General features: G+C 51.4%; 23 protein-coding genes. 12 read left to right on the forward strand and 11 right to left on the reverse strand.

Annotation, left to right across the window (positions count from 1 at the left end):
* Nucleotides 1–91: 91 nt before the first annotated feature.
* Nucleotides 92–925, reverse strand: coding sequence for a formate dehydrogenase accessory sulfurtransferase FdhD (fdhD, locus tag QZF50_RS07275; RefSeq protein ID WP_000753589.1), 834 nt, complete (start codon nt 923–925; stop codon nt 92–94).
* A 193-nt stretch (nt 926–1,118) separates the two neighbouring features.
* Here fdhD and fdnG point away from each other — a divergent pair, with 193 nt between their 5' ends.
* Genes fdnG through fdhE form a run of 4 tightly spaced genes read left to right on the forward strand, consistent with a single transcriptional unit; the run spans nt 1,119 to nt 6,642 of the window.
* Nucleotides 1,119–4,169, forward strand: coding sequence for a formate dehydrogenase-N subunit alpha (gene fdnG / locus QZF50_RS07280; protein ID WP_011310337.1), 3,051 nt, complete (start codon nt 1,119–1,121; stop codon nt 4,167–4,169).
* Between the two features lie 12 nt (nt 4,170–4,181).
* Nucleotides 4,182–5,084 (forward strand): formate dehydrogenase O subunit beta, encoded by a 903-nt coding sequence (gene fdoH / locus QZF50_RS07285; protein ID WP_000331377.1) that lies wholly within the window; start codon nt 4,182–4,184, stop codon nt 5,082–5,084.
* Nucleotides 5,081–5,716: a formate dehydrogenase cytochrome b556 subunit gene (gene fdoI / locus QZF50_RS07290; protein ID WP_000829013.1), complete on the forward strand. Its 636-nt coding sequence runs from the start codon at nt 5,081–5,083 to the stop codon at nt 5,714–5,716. The genes fdoH and fdoI overlap by 4 nt, the downstream gene beginning before the upstream one ends.
* Nucleotides 5,713–6,642: a formate dehydrogenase accessory protein FdhE gene (gene fdhE / locus QZF50_RS07295; RefSeq protein WP_001749031.1), complete on the forward strand. Its 930-nt coding sequence runs from the start codon at nt 5,713–5,715 to the stop codon at nt 6,640–6,642. The genes fdoI and fdhE overlap by 4 nt, the downstream gene beginning before the upstream one ends.
* Nucleotides 6,643–6,971: 329 nt before the next feature.
* On the opposite strand, the gene yiiF is transcribed toward fdhE, so the two are convergent.
* From yiiF to QZF50_RS07315, 4 genes are all read right to left on the reverse strand, one after another.
* Nucleotides 6,972–7,214 carry a protein YiiF gene (yiiF, locus tag QZF50_RS07300; RefSeq protein WP_001086388.1) on the reverse strand — a complete coding sequence of 81 codons (243 nt, stop codon included), beginning with the start codon at nt 7,212–7,214 and terminating at the stop codon, nt 6,972–6,974.
* 218 nt (nt 7,215–7,432) lie between these two features.
* Nucleotides 7,433–7,651, reverse strand: a complete 219-nt coding sequence (locus QZF50_RS07305; protein ID WP_001295676.1) for a CopG family transcriptional regulator — start codon at nt 7,649–7,651, stop codon at nt 7,433–7,435.
* A 604-nt stretch (nt 7,652–8,255) separates the two neighbouring features.
* The gene (gene nadS / locus QZF50_RS07310) at nt 8,256–8,546 is read right to left on the reverse strand and encodes a NadS family protein (RefSeq protein WP_000356397.1); all 291 of its coding nucleotides are present in this window, start codon (nt 8,544–8,546) and stop codon (nt 8,256–8,258) included.
* Nucleotides 8,547–8,858 carry a hypothetical protein gene (locus QZF50_RS07315; protein WP_000897305.1) on the reverse strand — a complete coding sequence of 104 codons (312 nt, stop codon included), beginning with the start codon at nt 8,856–8,858 and terminating at the stop codon, nt 8,547–8,549.
* Nucleotides 8,859–9,086: 228 nt separating this feature from the next.
* Here QZF50_RS07315 and QZF50_RS07320 point away from each other — a divergent pair, with 228 nt between their 5' ends.
* A complete protein-coding gene (locus QZF50_RS07320) occupies nt 9,087–9,995 on the forward strand; it encodes an alpha/beta hydrolase (RefSeq protein ID WP_001162704.1) in 909 nt (302 codons plus the stop codon).
* A gap of 63 nt (nt 9,996–10,058) precedes the next feature.
* On the opposite strand, the gene fabY is transcribed toward QZF50_RS07320, so the two are convergent.
* From fabY to yihV, 6 genes are all read right to left on the reverse strand, one after another.
* Complete coding sequence (gene fabY, locus QZF50_RS07325; protein ID WP_001343389.1) at nt 10,059–11,000, reverse strand: fatty acid biosynthesis protein FabY; 942 nt, start codon at nt 10,998–11,000, stop codon at nt 10,059–10,061.
* 44 nt (nt 11,001–11,044) lie between these two features.
* Entirely contained in the window at nt 11,045–11,482 is a 438-nt protein-coding gene (gene dtd, locus QZF50_RS07330; protein ID WP_000560983.1) for a D-aminoacyl-tRNA deacylase, read from the reverse strand.
* On the reverse strand, nt 11,479–12,351 hold the full coding sequence (locus tag QZF50_RS07335) for a virulence factor BrkB family protein (protein ID WP_061892615.1): 873 nt from the start codon (nt 12,349–12,351) through the stop codon (nt 11,479–11,481). Before QZF50_RS07335 ends, dtd begins: the two co-directional genes overlap by 4 nt.
* Nucleotides 12,345–12,944: a glucose-1-phosphatase gene (gene yihX, locus QZF50_RS07340; protein ID WP_001295269.1), complete on the reverse strand. Its 600-nt coding sequence runs from the start codon at nt 12,942–12,944 to the stop codon at nt 12,345–12,347. Before yihX ends, QZF50_RS07335 begins: the two co-directional genes overlap by 7 nt.
* A 98-nt stretch (nt 12,945–13,042) precedes the next feature.
* Entirely contained in the window at nt 13,043–13,828 is a 786-nt protein-coding gene (locus QZF50_RS07345; RefSeq protein WP_000059678.1) for a DeoR/GlpR family DNA-binding transcription regulator, read from the reverse strand.
* Between the two features lie 33 nt (nt 13,829–13,861).
* Nucleotides 13,862–14,758 (reverse strand): sulfofructose kinase, encoded by an 897-nt coding sequence (gene yihV / locus QZF50_RS07350; protein WP_000621656.1) that lies wholly within the window; start codon nt 14,756–14,758, stop codon nt 13,862–13,864.
* Nucleotides 14,759–14,925: 167 nt separating this feature from the next.
* Here yihV and yihU point away from each other — a divergent pair, with 167 nt between their 5' ends.
* From yihU to QZF50_RS07385, 7 genes are all read left to right on the forward strand, one after another.
* Entirely contained in the window at nt 14,926–15,822 is an 897-nt protein-coding gene (gene yihU / locus QZF50_RS07355) for a sulfolactaldehyde 3-reductase (protein WP_000718893.1), read from the forward strand.
* A gap of 23 nt (nt 15,823–15,845) precedes the next feature.
* Entirely contained in the window at nt 15,846–16,724 is an 879-nt protein-coding gene (gene yihT / locus QZF50_RS07360; protein ID WP_001737627.1) for a sulfofructosephosphate aldolase, read from the forward strand.
* Between the two features lie 16 nt (nt 16,725–16,740).
* Nucleotides 16,741–17,982, forward strand: coding sequence for a sulfoquinovose isomerase (yihS, locus tag QZF50_RS07365; protein ID WP_000870916.1), 1,242 nt, complete (start codon nt 16,741–16,743; stop codon nt 17,980–17,982).
* Nucleotides 17,983–18,119: 137 nt separating this feature from the next.
* Entirely contained in the window at nt 18,120–19,022 is a 903-nt protein-coding gene (locus QZF50_RS07370; protein WP_001167553.1) for an aldose-1-epimerase, read from the forward strand.
* 198 nt (nt 19,023–19,220) lie between these two features.
* Entirely contained in the window at nt 19,221–21,257 is a 2,037-nt protein-coding gene (gene yihQ, locus QZF50_RS07375) for a sulfoquinovosidase (RefSeq protein WP_038999031.1), read from the forward strand.
* A 45-nt stretch (nt 21,258–21,302) separates the two neighbouring features.
* Nucleotides 21,303–22,688 (forward strand): MFS transporter, encoded by a 1,386-nt coding sequence (locus QZF50_RS07380; protein WP_000018376.1) that lies wholly within the window; start codon nt 21,303–21,305, stop codon nt 22,686–22,688.
* Between the two features lie 42 nt (nt 22,689–22,730).
* Entirely contained in the window at nt 22,731–24,134 is a 1,404-nt protein-coding gene (locus QZF50_RS07385) for an MFS transporter (protein ID WP_001297066.1), read from the forward strand.
* Nucleotides 24,135–24,170 lie beyond the last annotated feature (36 nt).

Below are 24,170 nucleotides of genomic sequence, written 5' to 3' on the forward strand. Positions count from 1 at the left end.
CACTACACGCGTTTTATTTATAAATAAAATAATAAAATTCACGAAATGAATAAGTCCTGCAATTTAATATATATCGCAGGACTTATTTTAATTAATTGCTCAAACGCTGCGGATGGGTATAAACCGTTGCCCGACCCGGCTTACAAAAACCCACCAGCGTCAGATTACAACGCTCAGCCACTTCTACAGCAAGCGTGGTCGCGGCAGACACCGCAAACAAAATCTCTACGCCGCACATCGCCGACTTTTGCACCATTTCATAACTGGCACGACTGGAAACCAGTACCGCACCTTGCTGCCAGCTTTCCCCTTCTTGTGACCGGCGGCCTAACAGTTTGTCCAGCGCCACATGGCGACCCACGTCTTCATGCCCGCCGACCAGTTCGCCAGATGGCAACATCCAGGCAGCGGCGTGAGTACAACCAGTCAGTTGCCCCACTGGCTGAAAATCGTTGAGATGACGTAATGCATCATCCAGTTTGTTGAGATCAAACGTCTGGGTGAACGGTAGCGGCTGCACCGGTTTTCCGATGTCATTAAGTTGCTCCACGCCGCATACGCCACAGCCCGTACGTCCCGCCAGCGCCCGGCGGCGCTCCTTCAACCCCATAAAGCGGCGGCTGGAAAGCTCAATTTGTACTTCAAGACCATTACAGGAAGGAACGACATCCATGCCGAAGATATCGCGCGGACTTTCTATTATCCCCTCGGAAAGCGAAAAACCGAGCGCAAAGTACTCAAGGTCTTTGGGCGACGCCATCATCACCACATGCGAAATGCCGTTGTAGACCAGCGCAACGGGAACTTCTTCCGCGACCTCATCTAACCGTGGGTGTTGTAAATCATCACGCCGCCATAACTCAATTTGACGAACACCTGTGATATTTGTCACATTTTCGATTTCTTTTTGCTGTGTTTTTTTCACTTTCTCTTAACCAGATAAGAACACACACACCAACATTATGGTATTCTGTTACAAACCCTTCCTGGATGGAGGGAAATTGAGCCAATTCTGGACCTTTGCGGCCCCTTCCGCAAAGAAAAATAACTCCCACTCCCTGCACACGCAGCAAGCGAATGTAAATGGGACGTGACAATGTCGAAACAAGGAGCAATCCATGCAGGTCAGCAGAAGGCAGTTCTTTAAGATCTGCGCTGGCGGTATGGCAGGCACCACGGCAGCGGCACTGGGTTTTGCACCCAGCGTAGCGCTCGCGGAAACCCGGCAGTATAAACTGCTGCGCACCCGCGAAACCCGTAATACCTGCACCTATTGTTCCGTAGGCTGTGGGCTGTTGATGTACAGCCTCGGTGACGGAGCAAAAAACGCCAAAGCATCTATCTTCCATATCGAAGGCGATCCGGATCACCCGGTCAACCGCGGTGCACTTTGTCCGAAAGGCGCTGGCCTGGTGGATTTCATCCACTCTGAAAGCCGTCTGAAGTTTCCGGAATACCGTGCGCCAGGTTCTGATAAATGGCAGCAAATCAGTTGGGAAGAGGCGTTTGATCGCATCGCCAAACTGATGAAAGAAGACCGCGATGCTAACTACATTGCGCAAAACGCCGAAGGCGTGACTGTTAACCGCTGGCTCTCCACCGGGATGCTGTGTGCTTCCGCGTCGAGTAACGAAACCGGCTATTTAACGCAAAAATTCTCCCGCGCGCTGGGTATGCTCGCGGTCGACAACCAGGCGCGTGTCTGACACGGACCAACGGTAGCAAGTCTTGCTCCAACATTTGGTCGCGGTGCGATGACCAACCACTGGGTCGACATCAAGAACGCCAACCTCGTCGTGGTGATGGGCGGTAACGCCGCTGAAGCTCACCCGGTCGGGTTCCGCTGGGCGATGGAAGCCAAAATTCACAACGGCGCGAAGCTGATTGTGATCGATCCTCGCTTTACGCGTACGGCGGCGGTAGCTGACTACTATGCCCCTATTCGTTCCGGTACTGACATTGCTTTCCTGTCAGGCGTATTGCTGTACCTGCTGAACAATGAAAAATTCAACCGCGAATACACCGAAGCCTATACCAACGCCAGCCTGATAGTGCGTGAGGATTACGGCTTTGAAGATGGCCTGTTCACCGGCTACGACGCGGAAAAACGCAAGTACGATAAATCCTCCTGGACTTATGAACTGGACGAAAACGGCTTCGCCAAACGCGATACCACGCTGCAACATCCGCGCTGCGTGTGGAACTTGCTGAAACAGCACGTTTCCCGCTACACGCCAGATGTGGTTGAAAACATCTGTGGTACGCCAAAAGACGCGTTCCTGAAAGTCTGCGAATACATCGCAGAAACCAGTGCTCACGATAAAACTGCCTCGTTCCTGTATGCCCTCGGCTGGACGCAACACTCCGTTGGTGCGCAAAACATTCGTACGATGGCGATGATCCAGCTGCTGCTCGGCAATATGGGGATGGCCGGCGGCGGCGTTAACGCCCTGCGCGGTCACTCCAATATTCAGGGGCTGACGGACCTGGGGCTACTGTCGCAGAGTCTGCCAGGTTACATGACGCTGCCAAGCGAGAAGCAGACCGATCTGCAAACCTACCTTACCGCCAACACGCCAAAACCGCTGCTGGAAGGCCAGGTAAACTACTGGGGCAACTACCCGAAATTCTTCGTCTCTATGATGAAGGCCTTCTTTGGTGATAAAGCGACGGCGGAAAATAGCTGGGGCTTTGACTGGTTGCCGAAGTGGGATAAAGGCTACGACGTCCTGCAGTACTTCGAGATGATGAAAGAGGGCAAGGTCAATGGCTATATCTGCCAGGGCTTTAACCCTGTTGCCTCATTCCCGAACAAAAACAAAGTGATCGGTTGTCTGTCGAAACTGAAGTTCCTCGTCACCATCGACCCACTGAACACTGAAACCTCTAACTTCTGGCAGAACCACGGTGAGCTGAACGAAGTTGACTCGTCGAAGATCCAGACCGAAGTGTTCCGTCTGCCATCGACCTGCTTCGCAGAAGAGAACGGTTCAATCGTTAACTCAGGTCGCTGGTTGCAGTGGCACTGGAAAGGTGCGGACGCCCCGGGGATTGCGCTGACTGATGGCGAGATCCTCTCCGGTATCTTCCTGCGCTTGCGCAAGATGTATGCCGAACAGGGTGGCGCGAACCCGGACCAGGTGCTGAACATGACCTGGAACTACGCCATTCCGCATGAGCCGAAGTCGGAAGAAGTAGCGATGGAGAGCAACGGTAAGGCGCTGGCCGATATTACCGATCCGGCAACCGGTGCGGTTATCGTCAAGAAAGGCCAACAACTTAGCTCGTTCGCCCAATTGCGCGATGACGGTACAACCTCCTGTGGCTGCTGGATTTTCGCCGGTAGCTGGACGCCGGAAGGCAACCAGATGGCGCGTCGTGATAACGCCGATCCGTCTGGCCTCGGTAACACGCTGGGCTGGGCATGGGCATGGCCGCTTAACCGCCGCATTCTGTATAACCGCGCCTCCGCAGATCCGCAGGGTAACCCGTGGGATCCGAAGCGTCAGTTGCTGAAATGGGACGGCACTAAGTGGACCGGCTGGGATATTCCGGACTACAGCGCAGCGCCTCCGGGTAGCGGCGTCGGGCCGTTTATCATGCAGCAGGAAGGCATGGGGCGTCTGTTTGCCCTCGATAAGATGGCGGAAGGTCCGTTCCCGGAACACTACGAGCCGTTTGAAACGCCGCTGGGAACTAACCCGCTGCATCCAAACGTTATCTCGAACCCGGCTGCACGTATCTTTAAAGACGACGCCGAAGCATTGGGTAAAGCCGATAAGTTCCCGTATGTCGGAACCACCTATCGTCTGACCGAGCACTTCCACTACTGGACCAAACACGCGCTGTTGAACGCGATTTTGCAACCAGAGCAGTTTGTGGAAATCGGGGAGTCGCTGGCGAATAAACTTGGCATTGCCCAGGGCGATACCGTGAAAGTCTCCTCCAACCGTGGCTATATCAAAGCCAAAGCGGTGGTGACCAAACGTATTCGTACGCTGAAAGCGAACGGCAAAGATATCGATACCATCGGTATTCCGATTCACTGGGGTTATGAAGGTGTAGCTAAAAAAGGCTTTATTGCCAATACGTTAACGCCATTCGTTGGTGATGCGAACACGCAGACGCCGGAGTTTAAGTCCTTCCTTGTGAATGTGGAAAAGGTGTAACGGAGACGACATATGGCTTATCAATCTCAAGATATCATTCGTCGTTCCGCGACTAACGGTCTGACCCCCGCGCCTCAGGCGCGGGACTTCCAGGAAGAAGTGGCGAAACTCATCGACGTCACCACCTGTATCGGCTGTAAAGCCTGTCAGGTGGCGTGTTCAGAGTGGAACGACATTCGCGATACCGTCGGCAATAACATTGGGGTGTACGACAACCCCAATGATTTAAGCGCCAAATCGTGGACGGTAATGCGCTTCTCGGAAGTGGAGCAGAACGACAAACTGGAATGGCTGATCCGCAAAGACGGCTGTATGCACTGTTCCGATCCAGGCTGCCTGAAAGCGTGCCCGGCGGAAGGTGCAATTATTCAGTATGCCAACGGTATCGTCGACTTCCAGTCCGAGCAGTGCATTGGCTGCGGTTATTGCATTGCGGGCTGTCCGTTCGACATTCCGCGCCTCAACCCGGAAGACAACCGCGTCTACAAATGTACGCTGTGCGTTGACCGCGTGGTGGTTGGGCAAGAACCAGCCTGCGTGAAGACCTGCCCAACGGGCGCGATTCACTTCGGTACGAAAGAGTCGATGAAAACGCTGGCGAGCGAGCGCGTTGCTGAGCTGAAAACCCGCGGTTACGACAATGCGGGTCTGTACGATCCGGCAGGCGTCGGTGGTACACACGTCATGTACGTGCTGCACCATGCTGACAAGCCAAATCTGTATCATGGCTTGCCGGAGAACCCGGAAATCAGCGAAACCGTGAAATTCTGGAAAGGCATCTGGAAACCGCTCGCGGCTGTTGGCTTTGCGGCTACCTTTGCGGCCAGTATCTTCCACTACGTGGGTGTCGGTCCGAACCGTGCGGATGAGGAAGAGAATAATCTGCACGAAGAGAAAGACGAGGAGCGCAAATGAAACGACGTGACACCATCGTGCGCTACACCGCGCCGGAACGTATCAACCACTGGATCACCGCCTTCTGCTTCATCCTGGCGGCGGTGAGCGGGCTGGGCTTTTTGTTCCCGTCCTTCAACTGGTTGATGCAAATCATGGGCACACCGCAGCTGGCGCGAATTCTGCACCCGTTTGTCGGCGTGGTTATGTTTGCCTCGTTCATCATCATGTTTTTCCGTTACTGGCATCACAACCTAATCAATCGGGATGATATCTTTTGGGCGAAGAATATTCGTAAGATCGTCGTCAACGAGGAAGTAGGTGACACCGGGCGTTATAACTTCGGTCAGAAATGCGTTTTCTGGGCGGCGATTATTTTCCTGGTTCTGCTGCTGGTGAGCGGCGTGATTATCTGGCGTCCTTATTTTGCGCCTGCTTTCTCAATCCCGGTGATCCGATTCGCGTTAATGCTGCATTCATTTGCCGCAGTGGCGTTAATTGTGGTTATCATGGTGCATATCTACGCCGCCCTTTGGGTGAAAGGCACGATTACCGCCATGGTGGAAGGATGGGTTACCAGCGCCTGGGCGAAGAAACATCACCCGCGCTGGTACCGTGAGGTCCGCAAGACAACGGAAAAGAAAGCTGAATGAGTATTCGCATAATCCCGCAAGATGAGCTGGGTTCGAGCGAGAAACGTACGGCGGATATGATTCCGCCGTTATTGTTCCCTCGGCTCAAGAATTTATACAACCGCCGCGCCGAGCGTCTGCGCGAGCTGGCAGAAAATAATCCGCTGGGTGATTACCTGCGCTTTGCTGCGCTTATCGCCCACGCCCAGGAAGTGGTGCTGTACGACCATCCGCTGGAGATGGATCTGACCGCGCGCATTAAAGAAGCCAGCGCACAGGGCAAGCCCCCGCTGGATATTCACGTTCTGCCGCGTGATAAGCACTGGCAAAAGCTGCTGATGGCGCTGATTGCTGAGCTGAAACCTGAAATGAGCGGCCCGGCGCTGGCAGTGATTGAGAATCTGGAGAAGGCATCAACTCAGGAGCTGGAAGATATGGCCAGCGCACTGTTTGCCTCTGATTTCTCATCCGTCAGCAGCGATAAAGCGCCGTTTATCTGGGCTGCACTGTCGCTCTACTGGGCGCAGATGGCCAATCTGATCCCCGGCAAAGCCCGCGCTGAATACGGCGAGCAACGTCAATATTGCCCGGTTTGTGGTTCTATGCCGGTGTCCAGCATGGTGCAAATTGGCACCACTCAGGGTCTGCGTTACCTGCACTGCAACCTGTGTGAAACCGAATGGCACGTAGTGCGCGTAAAATGCAGCAACTGCGAGCAGAGCGGCAAACTGCATTACTGGTCGCTGGATGACGAACAGGCCGCGATTAAAGCCGAAAGCTGCGATGACTGTGGCACTTACCTGAAGATTCTTTATCAGGAAAAAGAACCGAAAGTTGAAGCCGTGGCAGATGACCTCGCTTCTCTGGTACTGGACGCGCGAATAGAGCAAGAAGGCTATGCCCGCAGTTCCATCAACCCGTTCCTGTTTCCGGGTGAAGGGGAGTAATCTCTGACGTTTTCCGGGTGGCGCTGGTCGCCCGGATTACAGCTCATAGGGTGTGACGACACCATCTCTCGTATTCCGCGTTACCCATTCAAGATCATGCCGCAATTGTCTGTTTGCCTCGTTCTTCCCTCCAACACATCGATAAGGTTATGGGTATGTCACTGATGACAAGCGTATGATTGCCTGATGCGCTGCGCTTATCAGCCCTACCAATAAACTTCAATATATTGAATTTGCATGACTTTGTAGGCCGGATAAGGCGTTCACGCCGCATCCGGCATGAACAACGCGCACGTTGTCAGCAATCTGATTGACATCATTTTTTCCCATTACCATTCCTCGCGCAGCTTACGCTGATATTCGACACCATCTTCCTCACACCCTTGCCAGATGCCAGGAACACTGGTTCTTGCTGTTTGCGATTGATTTATCAGGTATTGATCTACCGCTTCCCTTAATAGGTCCGCACGAGGAAGATTACGCTGCACCTCGAGATCATCAAGTTGCTTAATCACCTCATTCGATAAATCGAGTAAAATTCTGCCCATATCTATACCTGCCAGAGAGTTCATAAATATCTCGCCAATATCATTTTTGAATCTATGGAGAGAAAAGTACCCTTGCCGAATCTTTAAAGAAAGCTCATTTACGCATCATTTTTTATTTTTGCGAGGCGTTTTCCAGATACGATGTAACAGTTGCAGTTATTATAAGTTCAAGTAAAACAGCCTTGTATTAATACCAGAATAAGGGCATCTGTTTTTTTATATTCAAGAATGAAAAATTTTTTTCATTCCTTATGCTCCTTACACTGATCATCAACACCAACTACCTCCCCCTTTTGCCTGCCTCCCTTTGCTTTACGCACCGGAAATTGCTGCCGCTCCAGATATTGCTCAACCGCTTCGCGTAAAATTGCAGATCGTGAAACCTTACGCCAGCCCCGAAGTTTGTTCAGCCGTTTAATTGCCTCTTCTGATAAATGAAGAAAAACCGTATTCATCGCCATTACCACCACCTTACCTATATTACTCATTAATGTATGTGCGAAAATTACGCCGGAAAATCATTTAAAAAAAGCGGATTTTTGCATGTTGTTTTGTTTTTGCGAGGCGTTTTCCAGAAATAATAAGAGTGTTGCAGTTGTTTCATTTATTACTCAAAAATGGTTTAGTTATCGCCCAGGATGAGTTATGGATGCTATGAATATATTATATTCAGGGATGTTTATTTTTTGATTGGATCTTTATTTGCATAATCTGAATGGTGTACCCGAAAAATGTCAGCATCCTAACAGCACCCGGATTTAAGGTGAAATTAATCATCCATCACAGACCGATCAGTACTGCCACCAACCGGTCTTTACTTGTTCATCGTTATAATTTTGTTGGTAACAGTTCGGGAAACAAGGAATTCCTTCCGGAACCCCCCGGTATCATCCGATAGCATTGACGTCAATCATCAGCGCGACGATGAGTTTTTTTAATCGCATCATAGGGTGGCGACGTTCAGCACGATTACGGGTCATAGCAAAACTCCTGGGCAGGCGACCACTATGCCGCTTTCACAGGAGTTCTGAATGCTAGTGCTTTCTGTATGGCATAACCATGCCTCTAACGGTTAAGTGCTTGCAGCACATGTTGCGGATCATTGGCAATCGCTCGCAGCAAAGCCTTTGCAGGCCCGGTCGGTGAACGTCGCCCCTGCTCCCAGTTACGCAACGTGTCTACGCTTACAGAAATAAGATCGGCAAATTTAGATTGTGACAACCCTGAAGCGCGGCGTATTTCTTTGATTTTCATAGCATCAACTTCAAAAGTCCGCGAAGGCTGTCGCGTTCCTTCAATAATTTCATTCATCTGGGCCATGCTGTGAGTCAACCGCTCAAAAAGTGCCTTATCCATTTACCACCTCGTATTTAACAACCGGAGCATTGCTTTTTCCTGGGGAGACAGATCATCTTTAATACCCTTACGATAAATAAGCAGTAATCTGATCTCATAATGTTTAACCTGATGAAAGTAAATAACCCTGACACCAGCACGTTTCCCCTTTCCTCCTGACACCCATCGAACCTTTCTTAACCCACCAGTTTCAGGTATTACCTCACCATAGTCAGGATTCAAGGCCAGGAAAAACTGAAAACGACTGAATTCATCGTCGGTCAGCAGTTTTTGAACATCTTCAGTAAAAATTTCCGTTTCGATGAAGAGCATAATTATACGCCATTGGCTTAGAGTAACAATCCTTTTTGTACGTCATTGACGTACCCTTGAAACCACTAGCTTACTGATAGTGCTCCAGCAAAACCACGTCTCTGCCGGGTTAGTCTTTAGATTTGCGAGGCGCTTTCCAGATTTTTCACGCCCGTGAATTTCCCTGTATCCATCCAGCAAAAACGGGTGTATAAGACTGTACATTCATACAGCAAAATAAGTTCTACTATGGCACTGGAAAAAGGAATTGCAGAGTTAGTCGAAAAGTTTATCGCTGCGGGTCGCCCCTCATCGCGTCAACAAAGTATTGCGCAGCGCAGGGAGGGCTATATCGCCAGCGCTGTCCTTGCGGGTGAGACAGAAACGCGGGTAGATATTCAGACTATCGAACTTGAAGGGATGACCTTACGAATAGTGTCGCCGCTGAATGCCCCGACATTACTCCCGACGATAATTTATTACTACGGTGGCTGTTTTGTTAGCGGCGGGTTCGCAACTCACGACAACCAGCTGCGCCAGTTAGCCTATTACGGGCAATGTCGGGTTATTGCCGTCCAGTATCGGCTGGCACCGGAACATACTTTCCCCGCCGCCCATGATGATGCGCAACGAGGTGCAGAAATAGTCTGGCAACACGCCGAACGACTCGGCGTTGATAAACAACGTATAACTCTTGCCGGTGACAGTGCGGGCGGACATCTGGCGCTGGTAACTGCTTTGCGATTAAAGCGTGCTGGCGAGTGGCAACCGGCACAACTCATCTTAATTTATCCTATGCTTGATGCGACTGCGCATTTCGAAAGCTACATACGCAATGGTCACGATTACATCATCACACGCGACACTTTACTGAGCGGCTTTGAGATGTATCTGCCAGGCATTGAACGCAGGCATCCTGAAGCCAGCCCTCTTTGGCGCGATGATTTCAATGGCTTGCCACCTGTACATATCATTACCGCTGAATACGACCCACTTTGCGATGAAGGTGAAGCGTTGTATCACCGCATGACAGGGCAAGGAGTGCAATGCACCTGCCAACGCTACCTTGGCGTTATCCACGGATTTTTTCAGTTAGGTGGTATCAGCGAGGCCGCGCGATCGGCACTACGGGATGTTGCCTGGAGAGCGGGAAGGTAACTTCGGACCTGGGCCCTGAAAAGGTTTTCAGATTGAAAACCTTTTCAGTCAAGTAAAACGCCCCTACTCTTCTTCGTTCCCGCCCTCTTCATACGGGCCAAATGGCTTCGCGGGCAGAACGATATACGTGCCTTCAAACACTGCACCCGGCGTCTCGTCGCCAAAGATTTCAACTTGCATCTGCACCCGTGCTTTTCGTCCGCGCGCCAGACGGTCGAGATCGCCGCTTAAGGCACCAAGGTCGGCTACCGCATGAGGTTTACCGCTAATCGGCTTGCTGTAGCGGATATGCGCATCCGCCAGAATAATCGTTCCGCCGAGATGGCGTTCGCGCAGCATCAGCCAGATAAGCCCCCAACCGGTGAGCGTTGCCAGTGAGAATAAACTCCCGGCAAACAGCGTATGGTGCGGATTCTGATTACCGGTTTCCGGCATGGTGGTGATAAATTTTTGCCCGGTATATTGTTGAATACGCACGCCCATTTTTTCACTAAGCGGGATATGTTCGTACCACGCCTGTTGCAGCTGCGCGCACCAGTCGCCGCGATGCAAAATATCATCCAGAGTGGCAACGGGTTTAATCATCAAAAAATGGCGAATCGGCGTGGTAGTTGGGGTGGTGATCTCCCCCTGATTAATGAATCCCAGCTTGGCGAAAAACTCCACCGCGTCTTCACGGGCGCTACAGGTCACGCGCTTAACGCCTTCCTGACGCGCCACCGACTCCAGGGTCATCGCCATCAGCGTGCCTAACCCTTTGTCCTGCACGTCCGGGTGAACGGCCATAAAGCGAATGGACGCTTCATTGTCGGCATTAATATACAATCGGCCTACCGCCACCAGATTACCCTGCTCGTCGACGACCATCTGGTGATGCGCCATCGCATCCCACGCGTCGCGTTCCGAACCTTTTGGTTGATGCAGGGGCTTACGCAACATTTCCCAGCGAAACTGATAGTAACGCTCTAATTCTTCTTCTGTTTGTGGAACCCGAAGGTGATACATAGCGATACTCTCTCTTGTTTCCCGTGACAACCCTGGAAGCTGGCTCATACCTGCAACCAGAATGTCACGGGGCCATCATTGACCAGCGATACCTGCATATCCGCAGCGAAGCGTCCTGTTTGCGTGTTCATCTCTTGCTGACGGCAGCGTTCGACGAAATAGTCATATAACGCCTCTGCGCGATCCGGTGATGCACCTTTGGAGAAACTTGGGCGCATCCCCCGTTCGGTATCTGCGGCGAGGGTAAACTGGGAAACCACCAGCACACTGCCGCCCGCCTGTTGCACGTTGAGGTTCATCTTGCCTTCGGCATCGCTAAAGATGCGGTAGCCGAGCACACGCTCGCACAGACGGTTTGCTTTCTGTTCGTCGTCATCCTTTTCGACACCCAATAACACCAAAAGTCCCGCGCCAATTTCGCCCGTCACTTCTCCCTCCACGGTGACGCTGGCACGGGTTACGCGTTGAATTAATGCAATCATGGTTCGTCGTCTTCTTCTTGTTCAGCTGCTTGTTTTAGTTTGCGGTATTCCCCGAGAGTGACAGTAATTTCCGCGCCAAGCAAGACGATACACCATGTCCAGTAGACCCAAACAAAGAGAATGGGGATCACCGCCAGCACGCCGTAAATGAGCTGATATAACGGGAACATGGTGATATAAAGCGCGAAACCTTTCTTTCCTGCTTCGAACAGGAGTGCAGCGACAAACGCGCCGACAATCGCGTCGCGGTTAGGTACGCGGATGGTAGGAACAATGCTGTACAGCAACCAGAAGGAGATCCACGACAACAGCAGCGGAAAAATACGCAGCACGTTGTCGATGACAGTATTGAGATCGCTCGCCCAGCGCAGGGAGAGCAAATAGGAACTGATCGCCAGACTGGCCCCTGCCAGCAGCGGCCCCAGCGTTAAAATCATCCAGTACACGGCAAACGAGTAAATTTTTGGTCGCGCTCGTTTACTGCGCCAGATGGTATTCAACGCGCTATCGATGGAGTACATCAACAATAATGCGGTGACGATCAGCCCGCACGCGCCAACGGCGGTCATCTTGTTGGAATTGGCAACAAATTGTTCGATATACCGCTGAATAACATCGCCAGTAGCAGGCAGAAAGTTGGCAAAAATAAAGTGACGCAACTGAATGCTGACGTCGGAAAACATGGGAAAAGCGGCGAAAAGCGCAAAAACAACGGCAACCAGCGGCACTAATGAGAGCAAAGACACATAGGCAAGGTTACCTGCCAGGGTTGTCATGTTGTCCTCATCAATACGTTGCCAGAGTAGTTTTAGCCAGGCCCATAGTGGACGAGTACGGTGCCTGGCTTTGTCCTGAATGGTTTTTAGCATAACACCTTCGCGAAATAGTCCGGGATGGTGGTTTTATCTTTCACCAGAATACTGGTAATGCCCAGCTGATTGGCTCCTTCTATATTATCGGCGTTATCGTCGAAAAAGACCGTATCGCTGGGTGAAAAACCTTCCGCCTGCAAAACATGCTGGTAAATTCGTGCTTCAGGTTTGCGCATCCCCAGATCTTGCGACAGATAGATATGGTCAGCAGCATCACGAATTTCCGGGTATTCTTCCGGCCAGAAGGTGGTATGCAGGCGGTTGGTATTGGAAAGCACCACCACGCGATGCCCCTGCTCACGCAGTTTATGCATGATGGCGATCACTTCCGGGCGCAGCGCAACAAACACCGCCTGCCAGCCGTGAGAGAACTGCTCGTAGCTTAGCGGTAGAGCCATCTCATGACACAGCGCCTCTGCGAACGCTTCGTCGCTAATTTCCCCACGCTCATGCTGATGAAACGCCTCCCCCATATGAAAACTCTTCTTAAGCGATGCCAACGGAATACGCGTTAAATCGCTCCAGGCTCCCAGCACACGGTTAAAGTCGATATCGACAATCACATTACCTAAATCAAAGATATAGAGCATTTTTGCCTCCTTTCGCGCCACAAGAAATTAACTGTAGCGGGAAAGGATGGGTTTGGCTATGTGGCAAGGTATGAAGCCAGGTTAACGGTCACAAAAATCTACGCGTCTTCCTGGGGAAGAATGATTTCAATTTGGCTGTCTTGTAAGCGTGATTTTAGCGCAGCGGGCGGCAGCTCGTCGGTAAAGAGCGCAGTGACCTGTGCCACGTTACCAATTTCAACCGCCGCCGAAGCATGATACTTAGTGTGATCGGCGACCAGCAGAATATTTCTCGCGTGCGCCATCATCGTTTTCACCACGTTAGCTTCGTTTACATCAAACTCCATCAACGCGCCATCGCTCTCAATCGCCCCAACGCTTGTTACCAGATAATCAGCACGAAAATCAGCCACAAAGGACGCCGCTGAAGGGCCAATGATCCCGCTATTATGAGAGCGCAACGTACCGCCGGGCACCATCACTTCAAAGCGCGGGTTGTGGTAAAGAATATGCGCCACACGCAGGCTGTTGGTGATTATCCGCAAATGATTATGGTTAAGTAACGCCCGGGCAACATGCTCAACAGTCGTACCAATGGTGATAAATATTGTTGAACCATCAGGAATATAGTCTGCCACCGCTTCGGCAATCGCTTTTTTTTCCTCGGTTTGCGAAACCTCACGCTGCTCGAACGCCGTATTAACGACGCTGGAAGCCCGACCCGCGCCACCGTGATGGCGCGTAATCAGGCCTTGCTCGCTTAATTTACGAATATCCCGGCGGACCGTCTGCGTGGAGACATCCAGCAGATTTGCCAGCTCATCAATATTCATATACCCACGCTCGGCGATCAGCATGAGGAGTTGGTCGTGCCGCGGGTTACCGGTTAGTTCGGTAAGGCTCATGAAAATTCCTCGAAAAACCATCACCCTGGCATTTTATACAAAAAGTGACAAAAAAGATCGGGTTTGATCACAGTCAGGGATCCCGGCTCGTCCACCGGGACGTGTGCATTTTAACGCCGCTACACCGCTGGCGAAGCGGACTGACTCCGCTAAATCCCCACTTGTTGCCAGCGCCACCGCCAAAGCGCCGTGAAAAACATCACCCGCACCTGTGGTATCTACCACATCAACTTTGAAGGCCGGTTGATGCTGACGCCCACCATTTTCCAGCCAGTCGCAGCCTGCGCTACCCTGGGTCACATAGACATGACCATTTGTGAGCGTTTGTGCCTGTTTTAGCGCACTGGCCATCTCTTTCACGCCCGTTAAGCGCGCCAGACCCGGTTCTGAAAAGGCCGCGTGATCGCTTAATGCCACCAGCTCACTGATATCCTGCGGCGTAATGTCCCCGTCCAGAACGGTCATCACACCCGCCTGACGGGCCAGGGTGAAGGCTTTTTTAGCGCCGTCGTGCCAGCGTACATCTGCCAGCACAACATCCCACTGAGAGAAATCAATTTCCTCCAACCACTCTGCGTCAGGCAGCAGATCCGGGCTGGGGTAGTTAATGATTATCCGCTCGCCTTTGGTATCCACCATGATGGCGGATTGCGAAGATTTCGCCTGGTTATACCGTTTGGTGTAACGGGTGTTAACGCCCCAGGATTCCAGCTCTGCCAGCAGGCTGTTGCCCGTGTCGTCATCACCTACGCGACCAATAAAATCGACCTGCGCCCCCAGCCTTGCCGCCGCAACCGCTGCCGTCGCCGCTGGCCCGCCACCAACTTCCGTATAATTTCTCGCCACGTATTTACCGCTCTCCGTCGGTAACCCTTCCACGTAATAGATGCGATCCATCACGGTTATACCTACACAAGCAACACGAATCATGGTCATTCCTTAAACATTTTGGGATGCGTTCATTTTAATTTCACCAATTGTTTAAAAAGTGACGGCTGTCAATTTTTTGACGATAAATTACAAATACGATCAAAAACAGACAAGCAAAGCATGTCATAAATGACAAAAAGTGACATCACTGTATTCAGGAGAGGGTTATGGCAGCAATCGCGTTTATCGGTTTAGGACAAATGGGTTCGCCAATGGCGAGCAATTTATTGCAGCAAGGGCATCAACTTCGCGTCTTTGATGTGAACGCCGAAGCTGTGCGGCATCTGGTAGACAAAGGTGCGACTCCCGCCGCCAACCCGGCGCAGGCCGCTAAAGATGCCGAATTTATCATTACCATGTTGCCGAATGGCGATCTGGTGCGCAACGTGTTGTTCGGTGAAAACGGCGTTTGCGAAGGCTTATCTACCGATGCGCTGGTCATTGATATGTCCACCATCCATCCGCTGCAAACCGATAAATTGATTGCCGATATGCAAGCCAAAGGCTTCAGCATGATGGATGTTCCGGTAGGCCGTACTTCTGCAAATGCCATTACCGGTACTCTGTTACTGCTGGCTGGCGGCACCGCTGAACAAGTTGAACGTGCCACACCGATCCTGATGGCGATGGGCAGTGAGTTGATCAACGCTGGCGGTCCGGGCATGGGGATCCGCGTTAAGCTCATCAACAACTACATGAGCATCGCGCTCAATGCGCTTTCGGCAGAAGCCGCCGTTTTGTGCGAAGCCCTGAATCTTCCCTTCGATGTTGCCGTCAAAGTGATGAGCGGTACCGCCGCCGGTAAAGGTCACTTCACCACTTCCTGGCCAAACAAAGTCCTCAGCGGAGATCTTTCTCCCGCCTTCATGATCGATCTTGCCCATAAGGATCTTGGCATCGCCCTTGATGTCGCCAACCAGCTGCATGTGCCAATGCCGCTGGGGGCCGCCTCACGGGAGGTTTATAGCCAGGCGCGCGCAGCGGGTCGCGGTCGCCAGGACTGGTCCGCCATTCTGGAACAGGTCCGTGTCAGTGCCGGGATGACTGCCAAAGTAAAAATGTAACGACTGGATAAAGGAATAAATGAATGAATAAGTACACCATCAACGACATTACGCGCGCATCGGGCGGTTTTGCCATGCTGGCGGTCGATCAGCGCGAAGCCATGCGCATGATGTTTGCCGCGGCTGGGGCACCCGCTCCGGTAGCCGATAGCGTTTTAACTGATTTCAAAGTTAACGCTGCAAAGGCCCTCTCGCCTTATGCCTCGGCGATTCTGGTAGATCAACAATTCTGCTACCGCCAGGTGGTTGAGCAAAACGCGATTGCCAAAAGTTGCGCCATGATTGTCGCCGCCGATGAGTTCATTCCTGGCAACGGTATTCCGGTCGATAGCGTGGTTATTGACCGCAAAATCAATCCGCTACAGATCAAACAAGACGGTGGCAAAGCCTTAAAACTGCTGGTGCTGTGGCGTAGTGATGAAGATGCGCAGCAACGTCTGGATATGGTGAAAGAGTTCAACGAACTGTGCCACTCACACGGTCTGGTAAGCATCATTGAGCCAGTCGTCCGCCCACCGCGTCGTGGCGATAAATTCGATCGCGAACAAGCGATCATCGATGCCGCCAAAGAGCTGGGCGACAGTGGCGCTGACCTCTACAAAGTTGAAATGCCGCTTTATGGCAAAGGTCCGCAACAAGAGCTTCTCTGTGCTTCACAACGTCTGAATGACCATATCAATATGCCATGGGTGATCCTCTCTTCCGGTGTCGACGAAAAACTGTTCCCGCGTGCCGTACGCGTGGCAATGACGGCGGGCGCATCGGGATTCCTGGCAGGCCGTGCAGTCTGGGCATCGGTCGTCGGTTTACCAGACAACGAACTGATGCTGCGTGACGTTTGCGCACCGAAATTACAACAACTTAGCGATATCGTCGACGAAATGATGGCTAAACGCCGCTAAGATGAGGATAAAAGGAATGAAATGGTTTAACACCCTAAGCCACAACCGTTGGCTGGAACAGGAAACCGACCGCATCTTTGATTTTGGTAAAAATTCAGTAGTGCCGACTGGTTTTGGCTGGTTAGGCAATAAAGGGCAAATCAAAGAAGAGATGGGCACCCATCTGTGGATCACCGCTCGTATGTTACACGTTTATTCCGTTGCTGCGGCGATGGGTCGACCTGGCGCTTACTCGTTGGTTGATCACGGTATCAAAGCCATGAACGGCGCACTGCGTGATAAAAAATATGGCGGCTGGTATGCCTGCGTGAATGACGAGGGCGTGGTGGATGCCTCCAAACAGGGCTATCAACACTTCTTTGCTCTGCTGGGTGCCGCCAGCGCCGTCACAACGGGTCACCCGGAAGCGCGCAAGCTGCTCGATTACACCATTGAAATTATCGAGAAATATTTCTGGAGCGAAGAAGAGCAGATGTGCCTGGAATCCTGGGACGAAGCCTTCAGCAAAACCGAAGAGTACCGCGGCGGCAATGCCAATATGCACGCGGTGGAAGCTTTCTTGATTGTTTATGACGTCACTCACGACAAAAAATGGCTGGATCGCGCGATTCGCGTGGCTTCCGTGATTATCCACGACGTCGCCAGAAATAATCATTATCGCGTTAACGAACACTTCGATACCCAGTGGAATCCGCTGCCGGATTACAACAAAGATAACCCGGCGCATCGCTTCCGCGCGTTCGGAGGTACACCAGGCCACTGGATCGAATGGGGCCGTTTAATGCTGCACATCCATGCTGCCCTGGAAGCCCGTTGCGAACAACCACCAGCATGGCTGCTAGAAGATGCCAAAGGTCTGTTTAACGCCACCGTGCGCGATGCCTGGGCACCCGATGGCGCGGACGGGATTGTTTATACCGTTGACTGGGAAGGAAAACCGGTGGTCCGCGAACGTGTACGTTGGCCTATCGTCGAAGCAATGGGTACGGCCTACGCGCTCTACACCGTCACTGGCGATCGCCAGTATGAAACCTGGTATCAAACATGGTGGGAGTACTGCATTAAGTACCTGATGGACTATGAAAATGGTTCCTGGTGGCAGGAGCTGGATGCGGACAATAAGGTCACCACCAAAGTCTGGGACGGCAAACAGGATATTTATCACCTGCTGCATTGCCTGGTGATCCCGCGTATCCCGTTAGCGCCCGGCATGGCTCCAGCGGTTGCAGCGGGTCTGCTGGATATTAATGCGAAATAACTGATCTGAAAATAGGGTGCGGGTTTTCCCCTCACCCTAACCCTCTCCCCAAAGGGGCGAGGGGACCGTCCGGTGCAGTTTTTGGGTTTGACATCAGCCTCACGGGAGGCTGTATGTCGTTAATTAAGGTGCCTTGTATGCAAATCACCAATATGCATTGCAGTGGACAGACCGTTTCACTTGCCGCGGGGGATTATCACGCGACCATTGTGACCGTCGGTGCTGGTCTGGCTGAATTAACCTTTCAGGGTTGTCATTTAGTCATCCCGCACAAACCCGAAGAGATGCCGCTGGCGCATCTGGGTAAAGTGCTTATTCCGTGGCCGAACCGGATCGCCAACGGCTGTTACCGCTATCAGGGGCAGGAATATCAGTTACCCATTAATGAACATAGTTCAAAAGCCGCTATTCACGGGCTGCTTGCCTGGCGAGACTGGCAAATTAGTGAATTAACCGCCACCAGCGTTACCCTGACAGCTTTTCTGCCGCCCAGTTACGGCTATCCGTTTATGCTGGCTTCACAAGTTGTTTATTCGCTCAACGCACACACGGGTCTTTCCGTTGAGATCGCAAGCCAGAATATCGGCACTGTCGCAGCGCCTTATGGCGTGGGTATTCATACTTATTTAACCTGCAACTTAACATCTGTTGATGAATATCTGTTCCAGCTTCCGGCAAACCAGGTTTATGCCGTTGATGAACACGTAAATCCGACAACGCTTCACCACGTTGATGAGCTGGATTTAAATTTCACGCAGGCGAAAACAATAGCCGCGACAAAAATCGACCACACCTTTAAAACCGCTAATGATCTGTGGGAAATAACCATTACCCATCCACAACAGGCGCTTTCGGTTAGCCTTTGTTGCGATCAACCCTGGGTACAAATTTATAGCGGTGAAAAATTACAGCGTCAGGGACTGGCAGTTGAACCTATGAGTTGCCCGCCTAACGCCTTTAATTCAGGTATCGACTTATTATTACTGGAACCAGGAAAACCGCACCGCCTGTTTTTTAACATTTACGGACAGAGAAAATAACTTGTATTGATTAGCAGTCAAAATCATTGAAGAACATTTCACTCGCTAAAGGCAACATTATGTATCTTCAATTTATTAAGTTAAAAACAGCTCAGCTTCTGTAAAGTTTTTATATATCAGTTTTATGAGAATCATTTTACATAAGCCTGTAATAACAGGAAGGCAACAATCTCGTTCTCAACTCTATGGAGATTAGTTATGGATACGCCACGTCCACAGTTATTAGATTTTCAATTTCATCAGAATAACGACAGTTTTACCCTACATTTTCAACAACGTCTTATTTTAACCCATAGCAAAGATAATCCTTGTTTATGGATTGGCTCAGGTATAGCGGATATCGATATGTTCCGCGGTAATTTCAGCATTAAAGATAAACTACAGGAGAAAATTGCGCTTACCGACGCCATCGTCAGCCAGTCACCGGATGGTTGGTTAATTCATTTCAGCCGTGGTTCTGACATTAGCGCCACGCTGAATATCTCTGCCGACGATCAGGGCCGTTTATTGCTGGAACTACAAAACGACAACCTTAACCACAACCGTATCTGGCTGCGCCTTGCCGCTCAACCAGAGGACCATATCTACGGCTGCGGCGAACAGTTTTCCTACTTCGATCTGCGTGGCAAACCGTTCCCGCTATGGACCAGTGAACAAGGCGTTGGTCGCAACAAACAAACCTATGTCACCTGGCAGGCCGACTGCAAAGAAAATGCGGGCGGCGACTATTACTGGACTTTCTTCCCACAGCCTACGTTTGTCAGCACGCAGAAGTATTACTGCCATGTTGATAACAGTTGCTATATGAACTTCGACTTTAGTGCCCCGGAATACCATGAACTGGCGCTGTGGGAAGACAAAGCAACGCTGCGTTTTGAATGTGCTGACACATACATTTCCCTGCTGGAAAAATTAACCGCCCTGCTGGGACGCCAGCCAGAACTGCCCGACTGGATTTATGACGGAGTAACGCTCGGCATTCAGGGCGGGACGGAAGTGTGCCAGAAGAAACTGGACACCATGCGTAACGCGGGCGTGAAGGTCAACGGCATCTGGGCGCAGGACTGGTCCGGTATTCGTATGACCTCTTTTGGCAAACGCGTGATGTGGAACTGGAAGTGGAACAGCGAAAACTACCCGCAACTGGATTCACGCATTAAGCAGTGGAATCAGGAGGGCGTGCAGTTCCTGGCCTATATCAACCCGTATGTTGCCAGCGATAAAGATCTCTGCGAAGAAGCGGCACAACACGGCTATCTGGCAAAAGATGCCTCTGGCGGTGACTATCTGGTGGAGTTTGGCGAGTTTTACGGCGGCGTTGTCGATCTCACTAATCCAGAAGCCTACGCCTGGTTCAAGGAAGCGATCAAAAAGAACATGATTGAACTCGGCTGCGGCGGCTGGATGGCTGACTTCGGCGAGTATCTGCCCACCGACACGTACCTGCATAACGGCGTCAGTGCCGAAATTATGCATAACGCCTGGCCTGCGCTGTGGGCGAAGTGTAACTACGAAGCCCTTGAAGAAACGGGCAAGCTCGGCGAGATCCTTTTCTTTATGCGCGCCGGTTCTACCGGTAGCCAGAAATACTCCACCATGATGTGGGCGGGCGACCAGAACGTCGACTGGAGTCTCGACGATGGCCTGGCGTCGGTTGTCCCGGCGGCGCTGTCGCTGGCAATGACCGGACATGGCCTGCACCACAGCGACATTGGCGGTTACACCACCCTGTTTGAGATGAAGCGCAGCAAAGAGCTGCTGCTGCGCTGGTGCGATTTCAGCGCCTTCACGCCGATGATGCGCACCCACGAAGGTAACCGTCCTGGCGACAACTGGCAGTTTGACGGCGACGCAGAAACTATCGCCCATTTTGCCCGTATGACCTCCGTCTTCACCACCCTGAAACCTTACCTGAAAGAGGCTGTCGCGCTGAATGCGAAGTCCGGCCTGCCGGTTATGCGCCCGCTGTTCCTGCATTACGAAGACGATGCGCACACTTACACCCTGAAATATCAGTACCTGTTAGGTCGCGACATTCTGGTCGCTCCGGTGCATGAAGAAGGCCGTAGCGACTGGACGCTCTATCTGCCGGAGGATAACTGGGTCCACGCCTGGACGGGTGAAGCGTTCCGGGGCGGGGAAGTTACCGTTAATGCGCCCATCGGCAAGCCGCCGGTCTTTTATCGCGCCGATAGCGAATGGGCGGCACTGTTCGCGTCGTTAAAAAGCATCTAATCACATCCGCCCGTGGGGAAACTCATGGGCAAAGGGAGAACATCGATGAGTCACATCACAACGGAAGATCCAGCAACTTTACGCCTGCCCTTTAAAGAGAAACTCTCTTACGGTATTGGCGACCTGGCCTCTAACATCCTGCTGGATATCGGTACGCTTTATCTTTTGAAGTTTTATACCGACGTTCTGGGGCTGCCAGGCACCTATGGCGGCATTATCTTTTTGATTTCAAAATTCTTTACTGCGTTTACCGATATGGGTACCGGCATTATGTTGGATTCCCGACGCAAGATCGGTCCAAAAGGTAAGTTCCGTCCTTTTATTCTGTATGCGTCATTCCCGGTCACCTTACTGGCGATCGCCAACTTTGTCGGCACACCGTTTGATGTCACCGGTAAAACGGTGATGGCCACTATTCTGTTTATGCTTTACGGACTGTTTTTCAGCATGATGAACTGCTCCTACGGCGCAATGGTCCCGGCAATCACCAAAAACCCCAACGAACGCGCCTCACTGGCGGCATGGCGTCAGGGCGGCGCTACGCTGGGCCTGCTGCTGTGCACGGTGGGATTCGTGCCAGTTATGAATCTTATCGAAGGTAATCAGAAACTTGGCTATATCTTCGCCGCCACGCTGTTTTCACTGTTCGGCCTGCTGTTTATGTGGATCTGCTACTCAGGCGTGAAAGAGCGTTATGTCGAAACCCAACCAACCAATCCGGCGCAAAAGCCTGGCCTGTTGCAATCTTTCCGCGCAATTGCCGGTAACCGCCCACTGTTCATTCTGTGTATTGCCAACCTCTGCACCTTAGGGGCGTTTAACGTCAAGCTCGCCATTCAGGTCTATTACACCCAGTACGTACTTAACGATCCCATCCTGTTGTCGTATATGGGATTTTTCAGCATGGGCTGTATTTTCATCGGCGTGTTCCTGATGCCTGGCGCAGTCAGACGTTTTGGTAAGAAGAAGGTCTATATCGGCGGCCTGCTGATTTGGGTGCTGGGCGATCTGCTCAACTATTTCTTCGGCGGCGGCTCGGTCAGCTTTGTGGCGTTCTCCTGCCTGGCGTTCTTCGGCTCAGCGTTTGTTAACAGCCTGAACTGGGCGCTGGTTTCCGACACCGTCGAGTACGGCGAGTGGCGCACCGGCGTGCGTTCGGAAGGCACGGTCTACACCGGCTTCACCTTCTTTCGCAAAGTGTCTCAGGCGCTGGCTGGTTTCTTCCCCGGCTGGATGCTGACGCAAATTGGCTATGTGCCGAACGTCGCACAGGCTGACCACACCATTGAAGGGTTACGCCAGTTGATCTTCATCTACCCAAGCGCACTGGCGGTAGTCACCATTGTGGCGATGGGTTGCTTCTACAGCCTGAACGAGAAGATGTATGTCCGCATTGTGGAAGAGATAGAAGCCCGTAAACGCACGGCGTAATAATAATAAACGACGCCCTGCGGGGCGTTATAAGGAGTGATTATGTCTGACCATAATCCACTGACATTAAAACTGAATCTGCGGGAAAAAATCGCCTATGGTATGGGCGACGTCGGTTCGAATTTAATGCTCTGCATCGGTACTCTGTATCTCCTCAAATTTTATACCGATGAATTAGGGATGCCTGCTTACTATGGCGGGATTATCTTTCTGGTGGCGAAGTTTTTTACCGCGTTTACCGATATGCTCACCGGATTTTTACTCGACTCGCGGAAAAATATTGGGCCTAAAGGCAAATTTCGTCCCTTTATTTTATATGCAGCAGTTCCGGCGGCGTTAATTGCAACGCTCCAGTTTATCGCCACCACCTTTTGTTTGCCGGTTAAAACGACGATTGCCACCGCGCTGTTTATGATGTTTGGACTTTCATACAGTCTGATGAACTGCTCGTATGGTGCGATGATCCCGGCAATTACCAAAAACCCGAATGAGCGCGCGCAGCTCGCGGCTTACCGCCAGGGTGGTGCAACCATAGGGCTATTGATTTGTACCGTGGCGTTTATTCCGTTGCAGTCGCTTTTTTCTGACTCAACCGTCGGTTATGCCTGTGCGGCACTTATGTTCTCCATTGGCGGCTTTATTTTTATGATGCTGTGCTACAGAGGCGTCAAAGAGCATTATGTGGACACAGCGCCAACCGGACATAAAGCCAGTATTCTCAAATCTTTTTGCGCGATATTTCGTAATCCACCATTGCTGGTTTTATGCATTGCTAACCTGTGTACTCTGGCGGCATTTAATATCAAACTGGCGATTCAGGTCTATTACACCCAGTATGTGCTGAATGATATTAATTTATTGTCGTGGATGGGATTCTTCAGTATGGGATGCATCCTCGTCGGCGTATTACTGGTGCCAGTAACTGTAAAATGTTTTGGTAAAAAACAGGTTTATTTAGCTGGCATGGTGCTATGGGCGGTGGGTGATATACTGAATTATTTCTGGGGAAGTAACTCTTTCACTTTCGTCATGTTCTCTTGTGTCGCCTTTTTTGGCACGGCCTTTGTAAACAGCCTGAACTGGGCACTGGTACCAGATACCGTAGATTACGGTGAATGGAAAACCGGTATTCGTGCCGAAGGTTCTGTTTATACCGGTTATACCTTCTTTCGTAAAATTTCTGCCGCACTTGCTGGCTTCTTGCCAGGCATTATGCTGACGCAAATTGGTTATGTTCCCAACATCGCGCAAAGCGATGCGACATTACAGGGTTTGCGTCAGCTCATTTTTATCTGGCCTTGTGCACTGGCAATTATTGCTGCATTGACGATGGGATTCTTTTACACACTCAATGAAAAACGGTTTGCATTGATTATTGAGGAAATCAACCAACGCAAAAATAAAGAGATGGCGACAGAAGAAAAAACGGCTTCCGTAACGTTATAAATGTCAATAGCCGCTATTTCCATCCTGGTGGGTGGC

This window comes from uncultured Escherichia sp., from assembly GCF_948475835.1.
GTDB lineage: Bacteria > Pseudomonadota > Gammaproteobacteria > Enterobacterales > Enterobacteriaceae > ECMA0423.

What these genes read in the sequence shown, in the direction of transcription:
- fdoH (WP_000331377.1), top strand. Translation starts at nt 4,182, where the DNA reads ATGGCTTATCAATCTCAAGATATCATTCGTCGTTCCGCGACTAACGGT.
- fdoI (WP_000829013.1), top strand. Translation starts at nt 5,081, where the DNA reads ATGAAACGACGTGACACCATCGTGCGCTACACCGCGCCGGAACGTATC.
- fdhE (WP_001749031.1), top strand. Translation starts at nt 5,713, where the DNA reads ATGAGTATTCGCATAATCCCGCAAGATGAGCTGGGTTCGAGCGAGAAA.
- yiiF (WP_001086388.1), bottom strand. Translation starts at nt 7,214, where the DNA reads ATGAACTCTCTGGCAGGTATAGATATGGGCAGAATTTTACTCGATTTA.
- QZF50_RS07305 (WP_001295676.1), bottom strand. Translation starts at nt 7,651, where the DNA reads ATGGCGATGAATACGGTTTTTCTTCATTTATCAGAAGAGGCAATTAAA.
- nadS (WP_000356397.1), bottom strand. Translation starts at nt 8,546, where the DNA reads ATGGATAAGGCACTTTTTGAGCGGTTGACTCACAGCATGGCCCAGATG.
- QZF50_RS07315 (WP_000897305.1), bottom strand. Translation starts at nt 8,858, where the DNA reads ATGCTCTTCATCGAAACGGAAATTTTTACTGAAGATGTTCAAAAACTG.
- QZF50_RS07320 (WP_001162704.1), top strand. Translation starts at nt 9,087, where the DNA reads ATGGCACTGGAAAAAGGAATTGCAGAGTTAGTCGAAAAGTTTATCGCT.
- fabY (WP_001343389.1), bottom strand. Translation starts at nt 11,000, where the DNA reads ATGTATCACCTTCGGGTTCCACAAACAGAAGAAGAATTAGAGCGTTAC.
- dtd (WP_000560983.1), bottom strand. Translation starts at nt 11,482, where the DNA reads ATGATTGCATTAATTCAACGCGTAACCCGTGCCAGCGTCACCGTGGAG.
- QZF50_RS07335 (WP_061892615.1), bottom strand. Translation starts at nt 12,351, where the DNA reads ATGCTAAAAACCATTCAGGACAAAGCCAGGCACCGTACTCGTCCACTA.
- yihX (WP_001295269.1), bottom strand. Translation starts at nt 12,944, where the DNA reads ATGCTCTATATCTTTGATTTAGGTAATGTGATTGTCGATATCGACTTT.
- QZF50_RS07345 (WP_000059678.1), bottom strand. Translation starts at nt 13,828, where the DNA reads ATGAGCCTTACCGAACTAACCGGTAACCCGCGGCACGACCAACTCCTC.
- yihV (WP_000621656.1), bottom strand. Translation starts at nt 14,758, where the DNA reads ATGATTCGTGTTGCTTGTGTAGGTATAACCGTGATGGATCGCATCTAT.
- yihU (WP_000718893.1), top strand. Translation starts at nt 14,926, where the DNA reads ATGGCAGCAATCGCGTTTATCGGTTTAGGACAAATGGGTTCGCCAATG.
- yihT (WP_001737627.1), top strand. Translation starts at nt 15,846, where the DNA reads ATGAATAAGTACACCATCAACGACATTACGCGCGCATCGGGCGGTTTT.
- yihS (WP_000870916.1), top strand. Translation starts at nt 16,741, where the DNA reads ATGAAATGGTTTAACACCCTAAGCCACAACCGTTGGCTGGAACAGGAA.
- QZF50_RS07370 (WP_001167553.1), top strand. Translation starts at nt 18,120, where the DNA reads ATGCAAATCACCAATATGCATTGCAGTGGACAGACCGTTTCACTTGCC.
- yihQ (WP_038999031.1), top strand. Translation starts at nt 19,221, where the DNA reads ATGGATACGCCACGTCCACAGTTATTAGATTTTCAATTTCATCAGAAT.
- QZF50_RS07380 (WP_000018376.1), top strand. Translation starts at nt 21,303, where the DNA reads ATGAGTCACATCACAACGGAAGATCCAGCAACTTTACGCCTGCCCTTT.
- QZF50_RS07385 (WP_001297066.1), top strand. Translation starts at nt 22,731, where the DNA reads ATGTCTGACCATAATCCACTGACATTAAAACTGAATCTGCGGGAAAAA.